The sequence below is a fragment of the Pseudoalteromonas sp. OF5H-5 genome (genome assembly GCF_021530695.1).
Taxonomy (GTDB): domain Bacteria; phylum Pseudomonadota; class Gammaproteobacteria; order Enterobacterales; family Alteromonadaceae; genus Pseudoalteromonas.
Map to the genome: position 1 here is coordinate 232,497 of NZ_JAKGBF010000005.1, position 22,233 is coordinate 254,729.

General features: G+C 42.5%; 15 protein-coding genes and 1 pseudogene. 9 read left to right on the forward strand and 7 right to left on the reverse strand.

The annotated features are described in order from the left end of the window. Nucleotides 1–200: 200 nt before the first annotated feature. Nucleotides 201–2,144: an LTA synthase family protein gene (locus tag L1271_RS09815; protein ID WP_235367728.1), complete on the reverse strand. Its 1,944-nt coding sequence runs from the start codon at nt 2,142–2,144 to the stop codon at nt 201–203. A 158-nt stretch (nt 2,145–2,302) separates the two neighbouring features. Here L1271_RS09815 and L1271_RS09820 point away from each other — a divergent pair. Continuing rightward, nucleotides 2,303–2,533, forward strand: a pseudogene (locus L1271_RS09820) (response regulator); the annotation flags it as partial. 172 nt (nt 2,534–2,705) lie between these two features. On the opposite strand, the gene L1271_RS09825 reads toward L1271_RS09820, so the two are convergent. Then, entirely contained in the window at nt 2,706–4,001 is a 1,296-nt protein-coding gene (locus tag L1271_RS09825) for an anti-phage deoxyguanosine triphosphatase (protein WP_235367729.1), read from the reverse strand. 255 nt (nt 4,002–4,256) lie between these two features. On the opposite strand from L1271_RS09825, the gene L1271_RS09830 reads away from it, so the two are divergent. The 4 genes from L1271_RS09830 (at nt 4,257) to L1271_RS09845 (ending at nt 9,251) form a co-directional block, all read left to right on the forward strand. Beyond that, nucleotides 4,257–5,078, forward strand: a complete 822-nt coding sequence (locus tag L1271_RS09830; protein ID WP_010605030.1) for a glucosaminidase domain-containing protein — start codon at nt 4,257–4,259, stop codon at nt 5,076–5,078. After that, the gene (locus tag L1271_RS09835; RefSeq protein WP_102056979.1) at nt 5,068–5,718 is read left to right on the forward strand and encodes a DUF2987 domain-containing protein; all 651 of its coding nucleotides are present in this window, start codon (nt 5,068–5,070) and stop codon (nt 5,716–5,718) included. Before L1271_RS09830 ends, L1271_RS09835 begins: the two co-directional genes overlap by 11 nt. 316 nt (nt 5,719–6,034) lie before the next feature. Continuing rightward, nucleotides 6,035–8,701, forward strand: a complete 2,667-nt coding sequence (locus L1271_RS09840) for a TonB-dependent receptor plug domain-containing protein (protein ID WP_235367731.1) — start codon at nt 6,035–6,037, stop codon at nt 8,699–8,701. 355 nt (nt 8,702–9,056) lie between these two features. Further along, nucleotides 9,057–9,251, forward strand: coding sequence for a hypothetical protein (locus L1271_RS09845; protein WP_235367764.1), 195 nt, complete (start codon nt 9,057–9,059; stop codon nt 9,249–9,251). 254 nt (nt 9,252–9,505) lie between these two features. Here L1271_RS09845 and L1271_RS09850 read toward each other — a convergent pair whose 3' ends face one another. Further along, nucleotides 9,506–10,840, reverse strand: coding sequence for a dicarboxylate/amino acid:cation symporter (locus L1271_RS09850; RefSeq protein WP_102056977.1), 1,335 nt, complete (start codon nt 10,838–10,840; stop codon nt 9,506–9,508). Nucleotides 10,841–11,020: 180 nt separating this feature from the next. Here L1271_RS09850 and L1271_RS09855 point away from each other — a divergent pair, with 180 nt between their 5' ends. Beyond that, entirely contained in the window at nt 11,021–13,999 is a 2,979-nt protein-coding gene (locus tag L1271_RS09855; RefSeq protein WP_235367732.1) for a hypothetical protein, read from the forward strand. A gap of 251 nt (nt 14,000–14,250) precedes the next feature. Beyond that, nucleotides 14,251–16,896: a type I DNA topoisomerase gene (gene topA / locus L1271_RS09860; RefSeq protein ID WP_235367734.1), complete on the forward strand. Its 2,646-nt coding sequence runs from the start codon at nt 14,251–14,253 to the stop codon at nt 16,894–16,896. A gap of 208 nt (nt 16,897–17,104) precedes the next feature. Here the strand turns inward: topA and L1271_RS09865 are convergent, their stop codons facing one another. Continuing rightward, nucleotides 17,105–17,350, reverse strand: coding sequence for a hypothetical protein (locus tag L1271_RS09865; protein ID WP_235367735.1), 246 nt, complete (start codon nt 17,348–17,350; stop codon nt 17,105–17,107). A gap of 173 nt (nt 17,351–17,523) precedes the next feature. On the opposite strand from L1271_RS09865, the gene L1271_RS09870 reads away from it, so the two are divergent. Beyond that, entirely contained in the window at nt 17,524–18,084 is a 561-nt protein-coding gene (locus tag L1271_RS09870) for a TIGR00645 family protein (protein WP_010605024.1), read from the forward strand. Nucleotides 18,085–18,204: 120 nt separating this feature from the next. Here L1271_RS09870 and L1271_RS09875 read toward each other — a convergent pair whose 3' ends face one another. The 3 genes from L1271_RS09875 to L1271_RS09885 are packed head-to-tail and all read right to left on the reverse strand — an operon-like array spanning nt 18,205 to nt 20,659. After that, nucleotides 18,205–19,458 (reverse strand): hypothetical protein, encoded by a 1,254-nt coding sequence (locus tag L1271_RS09875; RefSeq protein WP_235367736.1) that lies wholly within the window; start codon nt 19,456–19,458, stop codon nt 18,205–18,207. Beyond that, nucleotides 19,455–20,288 carry an ABC transporter ATP-binding protein gene (locus L1271_RS09880; protein ID WP_102056975.1) on the reverse strand — a complete coding sequence of 278 codons (834 nt, stop codon included), beginning with the start codon at nt 20,286–20,288 and terminating at the stop codon, nt 19,455–19,457. Before L1271_RS09880 ends, L1271_RS09875 begins: the two co-directional genes overlap by 4 nt. Continuing rightward, nucleotides 20,288–20,659 (reverse strand): GntR family transcriptional regulator, encoded by a 372-nt coding sequence (locus tag L1271_RS09885; protein WP_010605021.1) that lies wholly within the window; start codon nt 20,657–20,659, stop codon nt 20,288–20,290. The genes L1271_RS09880 and L1271_RS09885 overlap by 1 nt, the downstream gene beginning before the upstream one ends. Nucleotides 20,660–20,748: 89 nt before the next feature. On the opposite strand from L1271_RS09885, the gene L1271_RS09890 reads away from it, so the two are divergent. After that, nucleotides 20,749–22,233, forward strand: a complete 1,485-nt coding sequence (locus L1271_RS09890) for an alpha/beta fold hydrolase (RefSeq protein WP_235367737.1) — start codon at nt 20,749–20,751, stop codon at nt 22,231–22,233.

Below are 22,233 nucleotides of genomic sequence, written 5' to 3' on the forward strand. Positions count from 1 at the left end.
TGGGTTAGCGCGACCTTGGTTTATGATGTTAAAGCAACGCACTCTAAAGCAATCGGCTAAACCAGGGTGAGAGCAAAAGCCTATGTTTGGACTCACTTTTATCCAAACATAGGCTTAATTCGTCAGTCTAACTCCTGACGAGAAAATAAAAACTAAATTATCTTTATTTTCTATAGAAATACTTAAGACAACCTTATGCTTTACTCTTTTAATCGATAAATTTGCTCCTGATAGGCCAAATTACTAAATAATACATGAGATAGTGCTTTTTCTTTCAAATCAGCGGTGTGCGTTGTATTCACCAGTGGTTTTTGCATCTTAGTCGCCGTATCATATTGCCAATAACTCACTTTGTTGCCTGGCATCAAAATGGCGGCTTTGTCATCTTCAATGTAGGCAAAATTATCGTAATATTGCATCATCGCTCTTTGCACTGGATATTGTTTGGTTAAGTCAAAGCCAAGCATAGGCGTTGGGCGTTCAACCCCTATTAAAGAAAGCAAAGTGACAGGTAAATCAATTTGACTGACCAACCTTTTATCTTGTTTCTGATTAAAGCCTGAATTCAAAATAACGGCTGGAATATGAAAAGACTTAATAGGGACGGGCTCGGATCCATACACCCTGACATCATGATCTGCAACGACTAAAAAGATAGTATCTTGCCAATATCGGCTTTGCTTGGCCTTATCAATAAACTTTCCGAGCGCATAGTCGGCGTACTTGATAGCGAGATCTCGCGCAGGTTTATCACTTTTATGATTTGTTGGTAACATTACTTTTCCGTCAGGAATTTCAAACGGGTCGTGATTGCTAGATGTAAAGATCAAACTAAAAAATGGCTTTTCTTCTTCACTCAGCTGAGTTAGTTCTTTATCCGCTTGATTAAACAGATCTTCGTCGCTGGCGCCCCAAGACGCAACAAATTCTGGGTTTTCAATATCATCAAAGTCAACGATACGTTGAAAGCCATTTCCTAAGAAGAAGCTTTTCATGTTATCGAAGTGGCTTTCGCCACCATAAATAAACTGTGTGGTATAGTTTTCTTTGGCTAAAATATCCGCCAACGTACAAAACTGTTGCTGAGACTTTGAAAGCTTAACGACGGAGCGTGATGGTGAGGGGATAAAGCCGGTGATCACGGCTTCAATTCCGCGAACCGAACGGGTGCCCGTTGCGTAGAGGTTCTCCAGTCCCCAGCCTTCTTGATACAGTTTATCTAACTCTGGGGTTAGGTTTGCTCCCCCTAGCGAGCTGACAAAACGTGCGCCTAAGCTTTCCTCTAAGATAATCACTAAGTTTTTCTTTTTGCCCTGATGATATGCCGGATTAGTGGCTAGGGTAGGAAGTGTATTTGAGATAAAACCTTGTTTGTAACTTGCTTTTCTTACTGTATCAAAAACCTTTTCTTTGGATAGCGAACCATAAAGCGCACTGGCACTTTTTTCGCTGCCCATATTTTTTGCTGCGAACGCAACACTATAAGCTGAGTTGATGGTCAGCGAATTAACCAATGCATCTTGTGAGAAATAGACGGTAGCAGGGTTAAGTGGTCTATGACCCAGAGTGCCTCTTGCTAACAGCGCTAAACAGATAAGACTACAAAAAGTAGAGATAGCCATATTCCGCTTTGATGGCGCATCGTTGCTAATGCGAGGAAAATATCTCAAGGTGGTTATTAAAGCCAAAGTACATAAAAGTAGGGTCAATATCACTGTGCCCAAGTGACCACTCAACAACATTGAAATGACTTCTTTGGGGTAAATCAGATATTCAATAAATAAACGGTTTGGTCTGATGTCGTATTGCAAAATAAATGCAGGAGTTGCAGCTTCGAGTAGTAGGACAAATACAATACCCAACGCAATATACCCCGTTACTAGCGCAGTAAGTAAAGGCTTCAGTGGCTTGGGCATAAAATAGTGCGTGACCATTAACAATAAGAGTGGTATCGCGAGATATGCGATAGTACTCAAATCAACTCGCAGGCCTGATATCACAAAGGTCAAAGGATCAGAGCCAGTCATTCTCTCTAACATCCAAGTTGATAGTCCTAAACGGCTAAGCGTCAAAATCATCAACAAGGAAAGGAAAAACACCATGAAAGGTTTTGCATAAGGAGTTGAAAAGTGTACTTTATTCATAGAATGTTAGGAATAGTTGCATTTATCACAAGACTATCCGGCGAAACTTAAGAAAAGCTTAGGAAATCCTTCGGAATTGATGAAAGTTGAAGTTCTCTTTAGCGAATCTTAAGTTTGAGCAACTAAGCTATGTGACATTAAGCACTAGCCAAAGGTTTATTTATGAATGTGTTACTTTACTGATTGAAGATTCTGAGTCCTTGCGTCGCAGCTTAACCTTAGGGCTCTCTAAACTGGGCTTTACGGTAGATGATACGGCGGACGGCTCTAGCGGTTTGAGTATGGCGCTGATGGATCACTATGATGTAATTATTTTAGATATCATGTTGCCCAGTTTGGATAGCATAAGTGTGCTTAAAGCGCTAAGGCAACAGAAGAACGACACTCGAGAAGTGCGAATGATTGCTTTGGTTAGGGTTGCCTATTGCTGAAGCCATTGATGCGGAACTCACTGTTGCGTTGGAAGGGAGCACCATCACCTTTACATTGATCCTTTGAAGCGCTATTTAAAAGTGAGTTTCCATTGATAAACCAAGTTCCCAGCTGTCAACTTCAGGTTACTTACAGCTCCCCGGTAAATAAGCGTCGATGCGTTTTTCTTGCATACTCATCAGACATGCCACCAAGATAGTCCGCTAACACGCGCATTTGCTGCGTTTCATCGGTTGCTTGTTGGTACAGTGTTTGGGTTGTATACGGCAATAATCGCATGGGATCACTGGCAAAAACTTCAAATAAATCAATAAGCAGGTTTTGACCACTAAACTCAATTTGCTGCATTTTAGGTTCACGAATTAATCTTCGATATACGAACACTTTTAATACTTGCAGGATTTCCTGAAATTCGGGTGCCATCTCAACGGTAAAATGAAGTAGGGCGGAGTCAAAATCTGAGTCTTGAACGGTGAGTTTACAGTGCACAATAAACAGGTTCACGAGCTCACCTATGGTATCTTTACGATTAGATTCATCTTCTGAAAATAAACTCTCGCTCACGCGTTGTAAGTTGTGCTTTAACCAAGGTGAGTCTAACTTTTGTAATTCAGGTAGAGCGAAATCATGCCATGCTGCCTCGTTAAGGGTCTCGGTTGCAATCGCATCTTCTAAATCATGAACTGCATAGGCGATATCATCGGCATATTCCATAATGGCGCAATCTAGCGATTTAAACTTAGTCTTGCGACGGAAGGTGTCTTTAACCTCGGTTTCTTGCAGCTTTATTCGGTCGTTTTGAGAAAATGGCGAGAGGATCCAATCAAATACCGATTGGTCGCATTGATAAATACCTTTTGCTGGCAGCCAATCACTAGATAAAATGTATTTTCGACTTTGTGTTTGCGTTGGTTGGTGATACCAAAGTGTGTCGATTAATGCAGGATATTTAATAAAACCTAGTAAGGTACGGCGTGTTAAGTTCATGCCATAACCTTTAGTGTATGGTTCCAATTTGGTGACAATGCGCAAGGTTTGAGCGTTTCCTTCAAACCCTCCATGATTACGCATAAGGTAATTAAGCGCTATTTCTCCTCCATGGCCAAAGGGCGGGTGGCCGATATCATGCGCTAGACATAAAGTTTCAATAAGACTAGTCGAAGGAAAGTGTTCAAACTCAGGGTGTTGTTTTCTTAAATGGCGCAGTAGACCGCTGCCTATTTGCGATACTTCCAAAGAGTGAGTTAGGCGAGTCCGATAAAAGTCGTTAACGCCGATTGCCATAATTTGGGTTTTGGCTTGCAAGCGTCTAAAAGCCGCGGCATGTATGATCCTAGAGCGGTCTATTTGCCATGCTGAACGATTGTCGTTAGGGCGGTTTTTTTGCTGCGATAGCAGACGCTGCTGCCAAGCGTTAGACGTCATACTTCTGTTCCTTTTTCTTTATATCTTAAACTCGTCTAAACTATGTACGATAACTGAACGAAAATTCGCGTTTAATTGCGGCTTTTGATATTATCAGCCGCTATTTTTGAATACTGTTATTTTGGCGTAATTTATCAACGCTCTATCAAACTATAGTAACAGAATAATTCTGTTACAGAGTGGGCTTGATAAAAGTTCTTAGAGACTTAAGGAAAGAGACTCCGTTTCCAGAACACCGCCGCTGCGAGGAGAAGTATGCAAGCTAAACTGATTAAACTCTTTGTTGCCCTAGTGACTATTTGGGCACTCTTATTCCCTTTTATCCAAGATAAAAGTCCGCAAGACACCGTATTAGATCAAGAGGATACGGGGGCGGAGGTTGTACCTAAGGTGCCCGAAAAGCCACTCCATAGCGTAAAACTACCTAATTTTGCAGCCATTCGTGATATCAAGGAGAAGAAAACGGCATTTTTCGACTTTATTAAACCGCACGTAGAAGCCGAAAATAAACAGATCTTAGAGCAGCGGGCAACACTTGAAATCGCCCTAATGATGCTGCAATTTGATGAAACCCTGACACGCAAACAAATAGAAAAGGTTGCATTGATTTTCACAAAGTATGATTTAAAAGGTGAAGCCATCAATGAATCTTCGCTTAAACGTGCTTTACGCCGCGTGGATATTATTCCTAAAGAGCTGGCGTTGATGCAGGCCGCTAATGAATCTGCTTGGGGTACGTCACGATTTGCGCGAATTGGGTTAAACTTTTTTGGTCAATGGTGTTACACCAAAGGCTGCGGTATGGTGCCGAAACGGCGAGAAGATGCGGCCGATCACGAAGTAAGAGCCTTTCAGTCGGTAAGAGCCGCGGTCAAATCGTACTTTAGGAATATCAATACTAATGATGCATACAAAGACTTGCGCGCGGTACGAGCAGAGCTGCGAGCTCAAAAAGCACCGATTGACGCTACAGTATTAACAAGTGGCCTTTTGAGTTATTCAGAGCGTGGTGAAGACTACGTAAATGAACTTAACGATATGATAAGGCATAACCGAGCGTATTTTGATGAAGAATAAGATTGTACTTGTCCTGATAATGACACTTTGGAGTGCGATAGCGTCCGCTAAAACGGTCACCTTTGCATACGACAGCTTTTACGACAGACTGAAAGTGGTAAATAAAGGCGAGTTTGAGTTTGCACGTGTGGGATTTTACCTTGTCGATACACTTAGCATGCAGGCGTGTAAAATCACGGCGGGTAATATTGTGACCGAGGAAGCGAGCTTTCCATTGTCGTACACCAATGAAGCGCAATTATTGCTACCATTTGACAAAGAATTGGACAAAGACAAAGCTAAAGTGGTAATTGAAACGAAGGGCGAAAGCTCGGACTGCCAGCTAAAAATGCAGATTGAGGCCGAGTTATTTAATACGAGATCTCTAAGCAAGTCTGATCTGTATAAAATGCAACAGGAGTTTGAAGAGTTGCTGGCTGATCTATCAGGCTTCTTTATTAAAAACCTGTTGTCATTTTTGCTGCCTGAGCAACAGGGAGTCATCGTGACCTTTGGCAGAAGTCAAAACGTCACAGATGCTACAGTGAAGTGTGAGTCGCAAGTCTGTCGAATCAGTGTCCCGAAGACGTGGTCAAACGACAATACTCACTTTGCCGACTCTGCAAATGTGAAGTCAGTGCAACCTTGGTTGGCATTATAGTTAAGTAGTTACAACACGATCATTGACGTCTTTAAACTTTAGGCTAAGAAACCGCTCTTATTCAGTAAAGATTTTAGGCGTCTTATCAACTTTTTGAAGCTGTTTGTAAAACGCTTCTCCTCCCTGTAATCCCAATTTCAACAATAATTCATACTGATAAATAACGATATTCTTTCGTCGCGAATTTCTGCTATTAGACCCCCAAAATGGAAACTTAATGTTAAATAAATGCATTGTTAAAGTTGCTTTGGTATGCTAATAATGGCTGGATTATTAAAAAAACTACAGTGTAATTATTAACTTAAGGGGAAACAGGATGACCTATAAATTACCACTCAGTGCGCTCTCAATTGCCGTATTAATCGGCATGAATCAACAAGTTAAGGCCGAAGAGACGACGCAAGTTGAACGTATTGAAGTGACAGGCTCTCACATTAAAAGAACAGACTTAGAAGGTCCGTCACCAATTCAAAGCTTGTCAGCTGCTGACCTAGCTTCAACGGGATCTACCGACCTTATTGGGGCGTTACAAAAGCTGCCTGTGTCGGGTACTGGTACTTTTAGTACACAAGGTAACTCCAGCGATGACACCGCAAATGGCGGTTCAAGTGTTGCATTAAGGGGATTAGGAGCATCATCTACGCTTGTTCTTATTAATGGTCGTCGTGTTGCCGTGAGCCCGTTTGCAAAAGATATAGAAACATCATTTGTGGACTTAAATACCATTCCTGTTTCATCAGTTAAACGTATTGATATTTTAAAAGACGGTGCTTCTGCAACTTATGGTTCTGATGCGGTCGCAGGGGTTATTAATATTATTTTACGTGACGATATAGACGGTTTCGAGGTCGCTGGTAAATTATCCAACACCGCCGATGGTGGGGCTGAAGAACAGAACTTTACTCTTCTTTGGGGATCGTCAACGCAAAATGGCCATCATAATTTCTCACTCGATTATTTCAAACGCGGTCACCTAACTTATGCCGATCGTGACTACACAGCTTCTGCTGATCAACGTTTTCGCGGTGGTAACAACTCATTAAGCTCTGCAGGTATTCCCGGCAGCGTTGAGGTGATGAGAAGCATGCTAACAGACGAACAGTGGGCAGGATTACCAGTCGTTCGTGTTGAAGATGATGGCACTCAGGTAAGGCAGACTATCTTTACGGACGTATGGGGGAATGACAAATGCGACCCTGCTTTAGATATTGGTGATATCTGTCGCTACGATTATGCACCGTACATGACTGCTATTCCGTCGACGGAACGTATTAGCTTTAACTACAATGGCGTACAAGAAATCATCGATGGTATTGAAGGTTTTGCCGAAATCTCGGCGCAGCACTCTTCAACTTTCATTCAAGGTGCAGGTAGCCCGAGCTTTACAGAACTATTTATGGATGGTGATAACCCAAACCACCCATTATTTAACGATCCAGACCACTTCTTACATGGTGTAGATATTTCAATGCGTCGTCGAACGGTTGATATCGGCAACCGTAAAAAAGATGTCGATTCAGAATACTATCGTGCAGTCCTTGGAGCACGTGGTGAGTGGAACGCGTGGTCTTGGGAAGTTGCGTACTCTGCTATTCGTTCAAGTGCAGTTGAAAAAGGCTTTGATGGTTTCCCTAACAAGCTAAGAGCGCAGCAAGCGATTGATGAAGGTTTATGGAACCCATTTGAACCAAGCACTAATACAGAAGCCGGTTTGGCGTTTTTTGAAACTACCACTACGCGTTATGGTGCATCAACCATGCAGTCACTAGATGGTACTATCTCGGGCGAATTATTTGAATTGGAAACCGGCTACGTTGCCGCAGCGTTTGGTTTTGAACATCGCTACGAGAAAATTGAAGATAACCCGGATAGTCAATACATCAGAGGCGAAATCTTTGGTACAGAAGCAACGCAAGCTAACGGAGATCGCGATAATACTGCGATATTCGCAGAATTTAGCGTACCAGTGCTAGATACACTAGAGCTGCAATTAGCTTTGCGTTATGAAGACTATAGCGACTTTGGAACTACAACAGATCCAAAAGTAGCATTCCGTTGGTCACCGCTTGATAGTTTAGTGGTTCGTGGTTCTTGGGGGACAGCATTCAGAGCGCCTTCTCTTGTTCAGCTACATCTTGGTAGAACAGACGAATCACCAAGCGTGATAGACCGTGAACGTTGTCGCCAAACGGGTGCTGATGATGATTGTAGCCCGTATGAATACACTGCGATTGTGTCTGGTAACAAAAACCTACAACCAGAAGAGTCAGAAAACTACAATTTAGGTGTAGTGTGGCAAGCAACTGATGACTTTAGTATCGGTGTAGATTACTGGAATTATGATCAGGAAGATCTCATCAAGAAAATTGGAGCACAGAAGTTAGTTGATTGTTGTGGTACCGATCCTAATCTGGTAGTTCGTGCGCCTAATCAAGGTAGCACACTTGGTCGTATTCTCTCCATTAACGACACCTTTGTTAACATTGGTGGTCGTGAAACAGACGGTTTCGATGTTAACTTAGCCTATGCATTAACTACTCGTGAAATGGGTGAGTTTAAGTTCAATTACAACTTAACTTACGCGCTTAACTTTGAAGAACAGTCGTTTGAAAGTGACGAACAAGGTAACACATTCAATGTTGCTGAAGATCTCAATGGAGAGTATCAGCATCCGCAGTTCCGCTGGACAGCGGGTATGGACTGGGCTAAAAACGATTGGCTTGCAAATATCAGCGTAAACTATGTTGATTCTTATAAAGATCTTGCTGACAGTGATGGCAATAAATATGAGATTGATTCATGGACTACTGTAGATACAAGTGTCAGTTATATTGGCGTAGAAAAGCTGACAGTAACTCTAGGTGCATCTAACTTGTTCAATGAAGAAGCGCCGCTTGCTCCTTCAGAGTCAATGGGAATTGACAATAAAACGCACAGTATCCTTGGTCGTCAAGCATATGTGAAGTTTGCATACCAATTCTAATACGTTAACGTTTATTAAGATGACAGCCGCGCTTTATAGCGCGGTTTTTTCTTATACCAATTCGCTTAATTAAGTGGCCTATTTTGAGGCGAGGAAATTTTGTCAATAACCCCGCTACCGCGTCCTGCTATCGCCAAGGTACCTACATCCGTGTAGGCAAAGCGGAAATTTTGCTATTTAACCTGAGGTTTGGATAAGGAATGTTCCAACTCATTGTTGCTAAAGCACAACTTAGTTTTCTCCTTATCTAGCCAGAGAGTTTTAGGGAAAACACCGCTTCCGCGTCCTGCTCTCGCTAAGGTACCTACATCCTGTAGGCAAGGCGAATTTACGCACCAATAGCTGGCTATTGGAAGTGAATTCAACGCAGTTAGCGCTAAAACTGGCTGCTAGAAAGGCATTAATTATCCGCAGCTCAGGTTATTTAGTTGTTCTAAATGAGAAATTTTTAACGCCGTTAGCGTCAGATTTGCTCCTTCAAATTGAGCAAGTATTAAGACTAATTGGTATTATCCACAACAGTGTATTTGTTGCACAGGGCTTAGCCTGAGCAAATGTCTAGATAAGTGTTCTATCTTTGAGATGAGAGAGGATTACCGATAACTTCACGTCCAAATCCTGCTATAACTAAAGCACTCACATGCATAGGCATGGAGAATCTTCTGCTTAATCTTATTCTGTAACTAGGAAAAAGTGACAATGAAGAAAAGGGTATGGATAGCTGATATGTCGCAGAGAGGAGTATTGAGTTGGCTAGTTGAGGAAAATAACGCAGCTATTTATAGTTAGCTGCGTTATTGATATTTACGCTTTTGCTTTAGAAGTGGTTTCTTCTAGTTCTTTTGCTGCATCAGGGTCGTTGAAAACATCGATATCAAATTCGTTTTCAGATTTGGCCACAGCACAAGTTACCATACAGTCACCTGTTACGTTAACTGCTGTTCTTGTCATATCTAATAGTCTGTCTACACCAATGATAAGCGCGATACCTTCAACAGGCAATCCAACTTGGTTAAGCACCATTGCAAGCATGATCAAGCCAACACCAGGCACGCCTGCCGTACCAACTGACGCAAGAGTCGCAGTCAAGATAACCATGAGATAGTCATTGATGGTGAGGTCTACGCCAAATACCTGAGCGATGAAGACCGTTGCAACACCTTGCATGATAGCCGTGCCATCCATATTAATGGTTGCACCCAGAGGGATCGTAAAAGAGGCAACTGAGTTATGCGCACCTAGTTTCTTAGTCGCGGTCTCCAGTGTTACGGGCATAGTTGCACTTGAGCTTGACGTACTAAAGGCAAACATGCATGCGTCTTTCATCTTCTTCAGGAAGATAATAGGGCTCAAGCCTGTTAACAGCTTGAACAAAATTGAATAGTTAATGAATGCATGAATTAGCAGAGCTGCCAACACTACCATAAAGTATTTGCCGAGCTCGGCGATTAACCCCATGTCGATGGTTGTAAACAGCTTAGCCATTAAACAAAATACGCCATATGGTGCGACATTCATCAATAAAGTCACTAACTTAAGCACTACTGTATTGAGATCTTCAAATACAGATGCTAGGCGAGCACCGGCATCTCCGCTTAGTGCCATAGCAATACCAAATAGCAGCGCAAAGACAATGATTTGAAGCATGTTACCGTTGGCCATCGCGTCAATTGGGTTAGTCGGGAACATGTTGATTATAACTTGCACAAGTGTCGGCGCTTGCTTTGCGTCAAATGACGCGCTGCTTGGAATTTCAACGCCACCACCCGGTGCAATAAGTAGTGCGAGCGTAATCGCTACCGTGATTGCGATTGCTGTTGTAATGAGATACAAACCAATGGACTTACCACCCAAGCGGCCCAATTTTTTTGGGTCACTAAGGCTACATGTGCCACATACAAGGGAAATAAACACTAAAGGAACAACAAGCATTTTTAAGCTTGCAATGAAGATCTGCCCACCGATGTGGAATAAACCGTCAACGAAGAAACCTTTAATGGGGAGGTCAAAGAGACCTAAAGGAATAAGTATTTCTTTATTCTTACCTAGGATGGCTTGAAGGGTGAGGCCTAGTACAACCCCCAACACCATGCCTATCATAATGCGCGCCGTTAGGCCCATTTTTTTATTTTCTGACATTGCCCTAACACTATGTATCTTAAAACTGCTAAAGCTTAACAGGCTTGGCGCAGATGAACAGCATTTCACGACAGAAAATCTACCTAATCTAATAAAAAATTGTGATTTTATCGATAAAATTGGGTTACTATTGAACAATAATAAAATTAACTTAGCTAGGGAGATAGGTGAATGCCCTTGATGCGCTATTTTAGCATACTGATGCTAGCATTCTTACTGACCGCGTGCGGTGGCGGTGGCAGTATTCAAAAAGATACAGATAATGGTGATGATGGTAGCGATGGCACTTATGCCATTACGCTTTCAGGAGCGGATACTAGTGGTAATTCTACGAATACACTTTCATCTTCATCTCCTTTAGTAATCACTGCCTCGTTAACAAAAGATGGTAGCCCTCAGGCAAATAGTCGAGTCGTTTTTGAGAGCGACGAATTTGCAACCATGGAACCCAGCTCAGGGTCTGTCCTTACCAATGATGAGGGTAAAGCGTCAATTACTCTAAAAGTAACTGCTACTGTAGGTGCTGGACGTATTACGGCGACTTACACTCAAGGCGATAATAGTGCAACGGGATCTTTTGATTTTACCTCTCAAGGTGGCGGCGATGACGGCAATGTAACAGCGTCTGCAAAACTTGAGGTCATGCTATTAAGTAAATGCCCTGCTGGATGGGATGATAGCCGAGATCAGGCCATGATAGATCCTATCGCTGCTGGGTGTACTCGCGTCAATCAAGTATCGTCAAACGAGACGGCTGATGTATTCATCAAAATGACATCTAGCCAAACTGGCGATGCTATTGCCAATGGGTTAATTAGCGCTGAAACTACTTTAGGGACTATTTTACCATCGACAGGCACTGCGTTGACGGATTCTTTTGGTATTGCAATCTTAAAGTTTCAGCCTGGTAACCAAGGTGGCGCAGGTACCATTACCGTAAACTCTCCAGATTATGTCGATGTCACTCAGGCTATCAATTTTAATGTTGGTGTTGCTCAGTTGAATGTTACGATTGACAACGGTTTGGTGGATAGCAATGGCGTCCAACAAAAGCTTTCCGCAGGTGGAAGTACGGTTATTACTGTGATACTGAAAGATCAGAATGGGGCATTAATCAATAGTGCTGTTGAAGTTGCATTTAGCTCAGCTTGTTCTATAGCAACCCCTGCGCTGGCTGAATTAGATGAAACGGTAAATACCTCCAATGGCTTCGCCCGCTCTACTTACCGTGCAAAAGGTTGTCAAGGCGAAGATAGAATTTCTGTTACTATTCAAAACGGCAGCTCTCCAATAAATCAAGAAACAATTATTGAAGTGGATAGTGCACTTGCACAAGCGGTACAGTTTTTACCTGAGGAAGATGGATTTAATCAGTTTATTGCTTTACCTCCAGGTGAAGGCGGTTTACCAACCCAATCTGTTGTGAGCTTTAAACTGGTAGATGAAGATAACCTTGCAATTCCACGTGCTCGAGTCGACTTTAGGTTGTCAGATGAGCAAGGTCTTGCATCGCTGACGCAAATTACCGGAAACACCAATGCAAGTGGTATTGTAAGAACGACTGTTAAGTCTGGTATTGTGCCAGGTCCGCTCGTTGTTAGTGCATGTTATATCCCTGAAGAATCTTACGCGAATTTACCTGATGGTGATGCGATTACCTGTTGGACGGATATCGCCAAAGCATGTAATGATGCAGATGCATCAAACGACGATGCTCGTTGTCCTACAGGCGTAATGCATACTATTGAGCTAAGTGAGCAAATATTTGGCGTATCGTCAGGGTTAATTTTAAGCTCAGGTGTCACAGATCAGGATACGTTTGATGCCTCCCCTGTTACATTCAATACCAACTCGCTTAATTATAATGGGGTAACAACAAATATTACCTTGTTTTTTGGTGATCAATTCAATCAGTTTAATGCTGATGGTGTCGCTGCAACGGTGATTGCTGAAGCCGGTGCTATTGGTAGTACTGAGTCTGAGGACACTTATGATTGTAGAACGAATAATGCTGCTTGTACTGTGGTATGGCGCAGCCAAGGAGATAGACCTTTCTATGAATATCGTTGGGGTAACCGCATTGGTGATATAGATGGCAATGCGAATACCTTTGAAGCGGTAGCGCCTAGGCTAGCAGCTACATTATCAAATACTCAAAAGCAAGACTCAGCTAATTGGAACTGTGACCCATATTTTGGTAGTGCTGCACCATGTATTAATGGCATGCTACGACAAAAAGACGCTTCGTCGGGCGACGATGCTGCAACTGCGCTTAGACGAATTGTAATGGGTGGGCGTGTAAGTGTGTTGGCTTTTGTTAAAGGCCAAGAAAATTTCAGAGATGAGCAATCAAGCGGTGGTGTAGAGCGCCGTAATGGTCGATTTGATATTGGCGAATATCGCCAAGAGTTTGACCTTACAGAAGCATTCCTAGATACCAATGAAAATGGTCGCTTTGATAAAGAGAATTGTGATTCTGCCGCAAACACTGGACCTTGTTCTCCAACCGGAACTGTAAATGGCGGTCATGACGATTGGTGGATGGATAGCAATAACAATGGTCGCTTTGATTTTGATAACGATGGTAACGGTGTTTATGAAGGGGACGGCAAGTATAATGGCTTGCTTTGTTCAGAAGCCGCTGAAGCTGCAGGAGAATGTACGAAAGAGCTAGTTAATGTATACAGACAATTTGAATTGATAATGTCTGGTGATAATGCTTTTGTGCGATTTACAGTGCCGGCTGCGCTTGCAGGTTCGAATACGTGCCCAAGTGGCAATGGCTTAGTGCTTGAACCATCTGGAGTAGAGGGAATGTGCGATCTCGCCGGTGTAGATTTTACGGCAGCAGGTAGCCCTTCAGCTGTTCCTATTACAATTTATTTCACTGATGAGTTTGGTAATCCGCTTCCGGCTGGCACAGAAGTCGAGATTTCAACAAATAACGGTGAATTAACCAGTGGAAGTGTGTCTGGCACCTTAGGGAATTACACAAGTGACAAGCCAAACTTCTTCAACGTTACGTTGGCGAGGGAAGCTGAGCCAAACAACAAACTTTCTGGTGTATTAGGGATCAAATTTACTTTTCCAGCTTTGGGAGATGATGATGACGAACGAAAGACACAATCAATAGGAATAAGCGTTACAGACGCAGGATAATTCAACAAATGCCAACTTTCGGGTTGGCATTTTTGTTTCTATTCCTTTATATTCCCGTGCCTTAACCTTATATATATGAATGCGTCCCTAAATTGGCTGAATATTGTACACAAATTGGATAATAATTCGGTGATCAGGGAAAAGTTAGTATTTTTAGCTTGTAACAATAGGTGTTTGTAGATATACCTATAAGTAATTTAACGCCCAAGTAAGGGCAAACATCAGACAGAATCGGTCAAAAATAGGCAGCTATGGGCAAATCGCTAGTAATTGTAGAGTCTCCCGCGAAGGCAAAAACAATCAATAAATACCTCGGCAAGGATTACATTGTTAAATCCAGTGTAGGCCATGTTCGAGATCTTCCTACCTCAGGGGCAGGTAAAACGAAAGGCTTGGCAACTAAGTCGCCAGCTGAAGTACGTAAAATGTCACCTGAAGAAAAAGCGCAATATAAAAAGCAAAAAGATTATGCAAATTTAGTTGCGAGGATGGGGATTGATCCTGAGAAGGGTTGGGAACCGCATTACGAAATTTTGCCGGGTAAAGAAAAAGTAGTTCAAGAACTACAAAAGCTTGCTGAAGATGCTGACCATATCTATCTCGCAACCGATTTGGATAGAGAAGGGGAGGCCATTGCTTGGCACCTTGAGCAGATTATCGGTGGCGATGAGAGCAAGTATAAGCGTGTGGTCTTTAACGAGATCACCAAAAACGCGATAACTCAAGCGTTTGAGGCGCCTGGCGACCTTAACACCGACATGGTATATGCGCAGCAGGCAAGACGATTCCTTGACCGTGTTGTTGGCTTTATGGTGTCCCCGCTGCTTTGGCAAAAAGTAGCAAGAGGGTTATCGGCAGGTCGTGTACAATCTGTTGCTGTGAGATTACTTGTTGAACGAGAGCGTGAGATTAAAGCGTTTATTCCAGAAGAGTTTTGGGATCTTCACGCTGATGTTAAAGCAACAAAAGATGATATTCGCCTAGCGGTTACTAAGTTTAAAGGCGAAGCATTTAAGCCAGTAAATAAAGCGCAAGCTGATACAGCCGTACAAGTGCTTGAAAACAGTGCTTACGAAGTAGTCAAGGTTGAAGAAAAGCCAAGTAAGAGTAAGCCGAGTGCGCCATTTATTACCTCGACAATGCAGCAAGCGGCAAGTACTCGTTTAGGCTATGGCGTAAAGAAAACCATGATGTTAGCGCAGCGTCTATACGAGGCGGGTTACATCACCTATATGCGTACAGACTCGACGAATTTATCAAACGATGCGTTAGAAATGTGTCGTGGCTATATCGATAGTGAATTTGGTAGTAAGTATTTACCAGAAGCACCGCTGCGTTATTCCGCAAAAGGCAACGCACAAGAGGCGCATGAGGCAATTCGTCCTTCTGATGTGACAATCTTATCCGGTCATTTAGACGGCGTAGAGGCTGATGCTAAGAAGCTCTATGAGCTTATTTGGCGTCAGTTTGTGGCGTGTCAGATGATGCCTGCAGAGTATGACTTAACGACGCTGACCGTCGCCGCGGAAGATTACACATTAAAAGCGAAAGGGCGCGTGCTACGTTTTGATGGTTGGACACGTGTACAACCAGCCGTTCGTAAGAAGAATGAAGAAGAGCAGGCGCTTCCAAGTGTTTCAGTTGGCGACAAGCTTGATCTTATTGCAATTGATCCTAAGCAGCACTTTACTAAACCACCAGCACGTTTCAGCGAAGCAAGCTTAGTTAAGGAATTAGAAAAGCGTGGTATTGGTCGTCCATCTACCTATGCTGCTATCATTTCGACGATTCAGGACCGTGGTTATGTCCGAGTTGAAAACCGCCGTTTTTACGCTGAAAAAATGGGCGAGATCGTAACTGACAGACTCGTTGAGAATTTTAACGATTTAATGGACTTTGACTTTACCGCAAAAATGGAAGGTCGCCTTGATGATATCGCAGAAGGTGAACGCTTATGGACGCAGGTACTTGATAAGTTTTACGCCGACTTTTCTAACCAGCTAGAAATCGCAGCTGGCGATGAAAGTGAAGGCGGCATGCGACAAAATGTGATGGTCGAAACAGACATAGATTGTCCTACATGTTCACGTAAGATGGGTATTCGTACTGCTTCTACTGGGGTATTCCTTGGCTGTACAGGCTATAACTTACCGCCAAAAGAGCGCTGTACTACGACAATTAATCTCGTGTCAGGTGACGAAGCGGTTGCCGCGGATGCGGATGAAGAGGCGGAAGCCGAATCACTTCGTCATATGAAGCGTTGCCCAATTTGCGAAACAGCAATGGATTCATATCTTATTGATGAAACGAAAAAACTCCATGTATGCGGTAATAATCCTGCATGTAAGGGCTATGTCATTGAGACAGGTGCATTTAAGATCAAGGGCTACGATGGACCACTGATTGAGTGTGACAAGTGTGGCTCGGATATGCAGCTTAAATCTGGCCGTTTTGGTAAGTATTTTGGTTGTACAAATGAAGACTGTAAAAATACACGTAAACTATTGAAAAACGGCGAAGCTGCGCCACCGAAAGAAGATCCAGTTCCGCTACCGGAACTAGAATGCGAAAAATCGGACGCGCATTTTGTGCTTCGAGATGGCGCTTCAGGTATTTTCTTAGCGGCGCACACATTCCCGAAGTCACGTGAAACACGTGCTCCTAAGGTATCAGAGCTAAAACGCTTTAGAGATAGAATTTCACCTAAATTCTATTATCTGGCTGATGCGCCTGAGCAAGACTCGGATGGTAATCCTGCGATTGTTCGTTACTCTAGAAAAACCAAGACACAATATGTGATGACAGAAGTGGATGGTAAAGCGACGGGTTGGAAAGCGACGTATAGCAATGGTAAATGGGTAGAAGAAGAGAAAACTACCAAGAAAAAGAAAGCTTAACAGCTAGCCAAACATCGATAAGCGTCTTCGGATGCTATGGATATTTTGTCCAAAATGTTATTAAAAACAAAAGGCCGTTCAACGTATTGAGCGGCCTTTTCATCATGAATGCCATCACTTAATTAAGCGAACTGGTATTATACCAATTACACTAATTCTCCAAGCAATTTGAAGGGCGAAATAACTCATTTACTTAAAACAAATGGTGTTATTTAACGTTCACGTCTTTGACTTTTTGATAGCCAGTTGCTTCTAGCTCGTCATTAACGCAATTCAAAACATATTTTTTCATCTCAGATGCTTGTACATCATCATCTTTTGCCCAATCAAGGCACATTTGAGTTAACTCTTGAACCAAATCTGCAGGCGCGACTGGTAGCTCTTCATCCGCTTGTACTTGTACACAAGCAAAAAGAGATAGAGCGATGATTAATGATGAAACTAAGGTTTTCATTCGTGTTACCTGTTAGTTGAAAGAACAAGCATGTTTTAAAGCAAAATTTAAAATAAGGAAAACGAATTAATTTTCTCCTTAAGAGCAGAAAATTGATTCAAATTTACATTAATAAATGGTGAGAAATACAAGCGTTGATGCTACATTTAAAGGTTAAGTAAAACTAACTAAACATGGTGAAAATCAAAAACATGGAGCAAGAAACTAAGTCTGCGAATGAGCAATTTAATCGTTATGAATATCTCTTAGAAAGAACCTTATTTAAAGGAAGATGGCTGTTAGCGCCTTTCTTTGTTGGCCTACTGCTCGCGATTGTGTTGTTGTTACTTAAGTTCTTTAAACAGCTTTATGTGATGACCATCAGTGCGCTTACGGCGACAAACCAAGAGTTACTCATTGGTATCTTAACATTGGTTGATACGGCTTTACTGGCCGGGTTGTTGATCATTATTATTTTTAGTGGCTACGAGAATTTCGTTTCTAAGCTCAATGTTGAGCCCCAAGAAGATAAGCCGACTTGGATGGGAAAGGTTGGCTTCTCAGGCCTTAAAATCAAATTGATCAGTGCCATCGTAGCAATATCTGCGGTAGAACTACTCAAAGTCTTTATCCATTCTCAAGACTTAACCAGTGAGCAGCTTGCTTGGAAAGTAGGCATACATATTACTTTCGTGATCTCTGGGGTGTTGTTTTCGGTTACCGACTTTATTAATAGTCGAACCCACTCCCATTAAATATAGCGGATAAAAAGAGTGATAATCGACTTATGCTCACTATCACTCTTTTATTCTTATTAGCACAGTCTTTGGTTCGTGCTACGCCTATATGAGCAACATCTCGGATCCGAGCACGTCTTAGTCAAACTTTCTATTACTGTAAAGGAGCAATGACGTGGCTACCACAACATAGCCCAATAACAGATATAGAGTGGCAACTGAGTGTTCGTGATTTAACAGGTAAGATTTAAACGCACTATGTAAAATGATTACGAACATGCACGAAAGTGACAATGTAAGGGCGCTCGTTATGATGCTCCCTAGCGCAACGCAAAGAATAAATCCTGCAACCGAGCCGATAAATATTATAAGGTAGAAAACCACAGTCTCAAATGTGGTAAGGAAGCTGCAAACCAGCAATACTGTAAGTTGAAACAAAGATAAGCAAAAGCCAAGCTTAACTGCTGCGACATGATAGGCCTGTTTAATTGATTTTAGGCTTGAATAGACAGGTAATAGATAGAGCTGGTCCCATGTCATTTTTGTTTGTAGTTTGGACCAACAGACAAAAATAGCGACCATCAAAACAAGCATATCGGTAAAGCCAGTGATAAATTGAATTGTGACACCAAAAAAGCCGACTGCCACAATGGCTAAAAGCCCTGAGAGAAAAAATATTTGACAAGTTTGTATCAACAGGTTGCCTGAAAAATAGCTCATCGGCATAAAAAATTGCCTAAACCGCTGAGTGAGGAAATCAGGGGTAAAGGTATTACTCGGGAGCCAGCCAGTCTGTATATTATTTATGTAGGTTTGATATGCCAAATGATGCCATTGACAGTTATTATTTGGTGTAATCAGCAGATAAACTGCCACTAATATGAAGGGAATAGCGAGTAGTGCTAAAACTTGTGGAGTATCACCAAAAAACATAGCGAGCATGAGTACGAGCATGAAAACGTAGCTATTATGTTTGAAATAAAAGCTATTTCGAATACATAATAAAAAGAAACTACCACCAAAACTCGTTGCAAACAACATGGCATAGGCAACTTCTGGCGCGGGGCGGTTGAAAAGAGCGAGTGCATTGAACATGTAGCCAACGACTAGTATTACAAGTCCTTGTAAGTATACGTGCCGTTTAATTGCAGGGAATAGTAATGCGCTTTCCTGTGCTTGTAATTTCACTAACTGCCAGCAAAAAGCCATCCATAAGGCGCTGATAGCAAAGACCAAGCTAAATGTTTGTATGTTTTGCTCTTCTATTAAGGTTAATAATGGTGTAGCAATAGAAGCTAAGATCCCCGGAATGAAAAAATTTGCAGAGCCACACTCTCGTAACCAAAAGCCGGAAAACCCTGTCCACCAATTGCGCCGAGTTAACGTGCTCATGTGTGTAGCTCCACAAAAAGTTGTTCAAGGTTGCTATGGCTTTGCTGTAGGTCCGTTGGCCAATTTGAGCCGTCTTGAGCTTGGTAAATGCTAAAACGTTCAGATTGGTGAAGCAGCTCTGCTGATGGAAGGTTGCTTGTAAGGTGATGCGGAACAAGTCTAATCTGTTCCTTCAGTGTATCTAGTTCGCCAGTAACCAATACCTTACCATCTTTAATAATAGCAATATGACTCGCGACGCGCTCAACGTCAGATGTAATATGCGAGGAGAAAAGTACACCAGAGCCGGACTCAAGCGCTAGCTCAAATAAGTCCGACATAAATTCTCGGCGTGCGATGGGGTCGAGATTTGAAACAGGCTCGTCAAGGATCAGTAACTTAGGTCGATACGACATCGCCATTATCAGCGCTAAGCTTTGTTGCTGACCAACTGAAAGGTTACTTACTAGCTTGTTTTCGTCTAACTCGAAGCGAGAAAGCCACTCTTGTTCTAGCGTATTATCCCAATTTTGATAAAAGCTGCGGTGCAGTGCGAGGGCGTCTTTGACTTTAAAACCTTGATAACCACAGGGTTGCTGTGGCACATAGCCAATTTGGCTCTTGCATGTAGGACTCAGCTCTAGATTGCTGCTGTTGAGGCAGCTAACTTCACCACTATTTTGTTCGATTAGTCCAAGTGCAATTCGCAGTAGCGTAGTTTTACCTGCACCGTTTCGTCCCAGTAGACCCATAACCATACCAGGTTCAATAGTAAGGTTTATGTTTTCAAGAACAGACTTGTCGGAAAATTGTTTATGGATTTTGGTGAATTGTAGTAGTGGGCTTGTCATTATTCTTGTCCCCAGTTTTTATCTATCAATGATATCAACTCAACCTTGGTGATCCCAAGTTGTTTCGCATCATTAATTAAAATATCTAGGTTTTTGTTGAGCAGACTATCGGTCTGTTGTGTGGTTGGCTGTTGTGCTACTCGTGTCGGCTGACCGCGTCTTCGTTCAAGCCAACCTTGATCGACAAGTTGCCCGATTGCTCGAGAGACAGTCATCGGATTTACCGAGAAATGTTCAGCTAGCTTTCTTACAGAAGGTAGCTCTTCTCCGGCTTGTGCTTTACCTGACACAATTAAACGCACTACCTGATCAAATAGCTGCTTATAAATCGGCTCTGCGCTGTTGGGGTTGACATGAATAAGATCTAGCATTACTCTAATTCTACTGTATTAATACAATAATACACTGATACACTCACTTAAAGTTAGCATACTGACCGTGAGTCAACAAGGAAATAACTATGAAAAAGCCATTTAAGTTTAAGAAAAGCTTAGTAAAGCTAGCGCTGCTTCCTCTCGTTTTAGGAGCTGTGCTGCCATTACAAGCAGCAGCATCAACAGCAGAATTATCCGCTTGCTATGCAAAGGGACTCGATGATAGAGCACAATGCGGAAAAATCTCACAACCATTAAGTGAAACCAAAACAGAACAAAAAATTGATATTCACTTTATGGTTATTCCTGCAATAAAACAACTTTACCCACAAGAAGCAATTATTGCGTTTGCAGGGGGACCTGGACAATCAGCCACCGAAATCGCAGCAAACTTTGAAAGGATCCTTAAATACGCTAGAGAAAATAGAGACATTATACTTGTTGATCAACGGGGAACTGGAAAATCCAATCTATTGCAATGTGATATGGATAACCTTGAACAACAATTTGCGCTAAATGATACTTTGCTGGGTCTCGATTTTTACAAAGAAGACGCCCTAAAGTGCAAAGAAAAATTAGACACAGATCTTTCCGATTACACAACTGTTGCGGCAGCAAAAGATTTTGACGCGGTAAGAACCGCACTCGGTTATAGCAAGTTACACTTATACGGTGGCTCATATGGAACACGCATCGCACTTGAGTATATGAGACAGTTCCCTGATAGTGTTGCATCGGCCGTGTTAGATGGTCTTGCACCCAATAACCAAAGTTTAATGGCGATTGGTGGTGCAATAGAAGAGTCATTGAACGCCCTATTTGCACAATGTGAAGCCGATAAAAAGTGTGCAAATAATTATCCTAATCTAAAGCAGCAATGGCAAAGCTTGCTGGAGCAAGTTGGGCAAACGCCGATAGAGGTTTCTGTGCTTCACCCCAGAACCAGTAAACCGCTCGCAATGACGATGACCAAAATGAAGCTATTTAGCGCGATTAGGATGGCGCTTTACTCTCATACCTCCCGAGCATTGGTGCCGCTTGCGATTAGTGAAGCGACTAAAGGCAACCTTGCTCCTCTAGTTGGCATGATGGCACCAAGTGAAGACGGCCTTGGATTGGCCATGGGGATGCATCAGGCAATTGTATGTGGGGAAGATTGGCCACGATTAACGGCTGCGGACAAAGCGAAATATAGTGAAAACTATATGGGTAAGATGATGATTACAGGATTGGATGTGACGTGCCCAATTTGGAATGTGAGTCCGGTGTCGAGTAGTTACTATGAACCCGTTGCGTCCGATATTCCAACCTTACTACTTTCTGGCGGATTAGACCCAGCAACGCCTGCTCAGTGGGCCGAAGTTGCGATGGAAAAACTAAGCAATGCCACACACTTAGTTGCACCAACGGCAACGCATATTGTCGCAGGGCAAAGCTGTGCTAATAAGCTTATTGCTAAGTTTTACGATGAAAAGACAGTGGGAGACTTTGATACCAGTTGTCTTGAAGAAGACACACGCAAACAATTCTTTATGAACATCAATGGCCCTGCAACAGCTGATAAGGAGTAA

Coding starts and splice junctions, on each gene's coding strand:
- L1271_RS09815 (WP_235367728.1), bottom strand. CDS start 2,144: ATGAATAAAGTACACTTTTCAACTCCTTATGCAAAACCTTTCATGGTG.
- L1271_RS09825 (WP_235367729.1), bottom strand. CDS start 4,001: ATGACGTCTAACGCTTGGCAGCAGCGTCTGCTATCGCAGCAAAAAAAC.
- L1271_RS09830 (WP_010605030.1), top strand. CDS start 4,257: ATGCAAGCTAAACTGATTAAACTCTTTGTTGCCCTAGTGACTATTTGG.
- L1271_RS09835 (WP_102056979.1), top strand. CDS start 5,068: ATGAAGAATAAGATTGTACTTGTCCTGATAATGACACTTTGGAGTGCG.
- L1271_RS09840 (WP_235367731.1), top strand. CDS start 6,035: ATGACCTATAAATTACCACTCAGTGCGCTCTCAATTGCCGTATTAATC.
- L1271_RS09850 (WP_102056977.1), bottom strand. CDS start 10,840: ATGTCAGAAAATAAAAAAATGGGCCTAACGGCGCGCATTATGATAGGC.
- L1271_RS09855 (WP_235367732.1), top strand. CDS start 11,021: ATGCGCTATTTTAGCATACTGATGCTAGCATTCTTACTGACCGCGTGC.
- topA (WP_235367734.1), top strand. CDS start 14,251: ATGGGCAAATCGCTAGTAATTGTAGAGTCTCCCGCGAAGGCAAAAACA.
- L1271_RS09865 (WP_235367735.1), bottom strand. CDS start 17,350: ATGAAAACCTTAGTTTCATCATTAATCATCGCTCTATCTCTTTTTGCT.
- L1271_RS09870 (WP_010605024.1), top strand. CDS start 17,524: ATGGTGAAAATCAAAAACATGGAGCAAGAAACTAAGTCTGCGAATGAG.
- L1271_RS09875 (WP_235367736.1), bottom strand. CDS start 19,458: ATGAGCACGTTAACTCGGCGCAATTGGTGGACAGGGTTTTCCGGCTTT.
- L1271_RS09880 (WP_102056975.1), bottom strand. CDS start 20,288: ATGACAAGCCCACTACTACAATTCACCAAAATCCATAAACAATTTTCC.
- L1271_RS09885 (WP_010605021.1), bottom strand. CDS start 20,659: ATGCTAGATCTTATTCATGTCAACCCCAACAGCGCAGAGCCGATTTAT.
- L1271_RS09890 (WP_235367737.1), top strand. CDS start 20,749: ATGAAAAAGCCATTTAAGTTTAAGAAAAGCTTAGTAAAGCTAGCGCTG.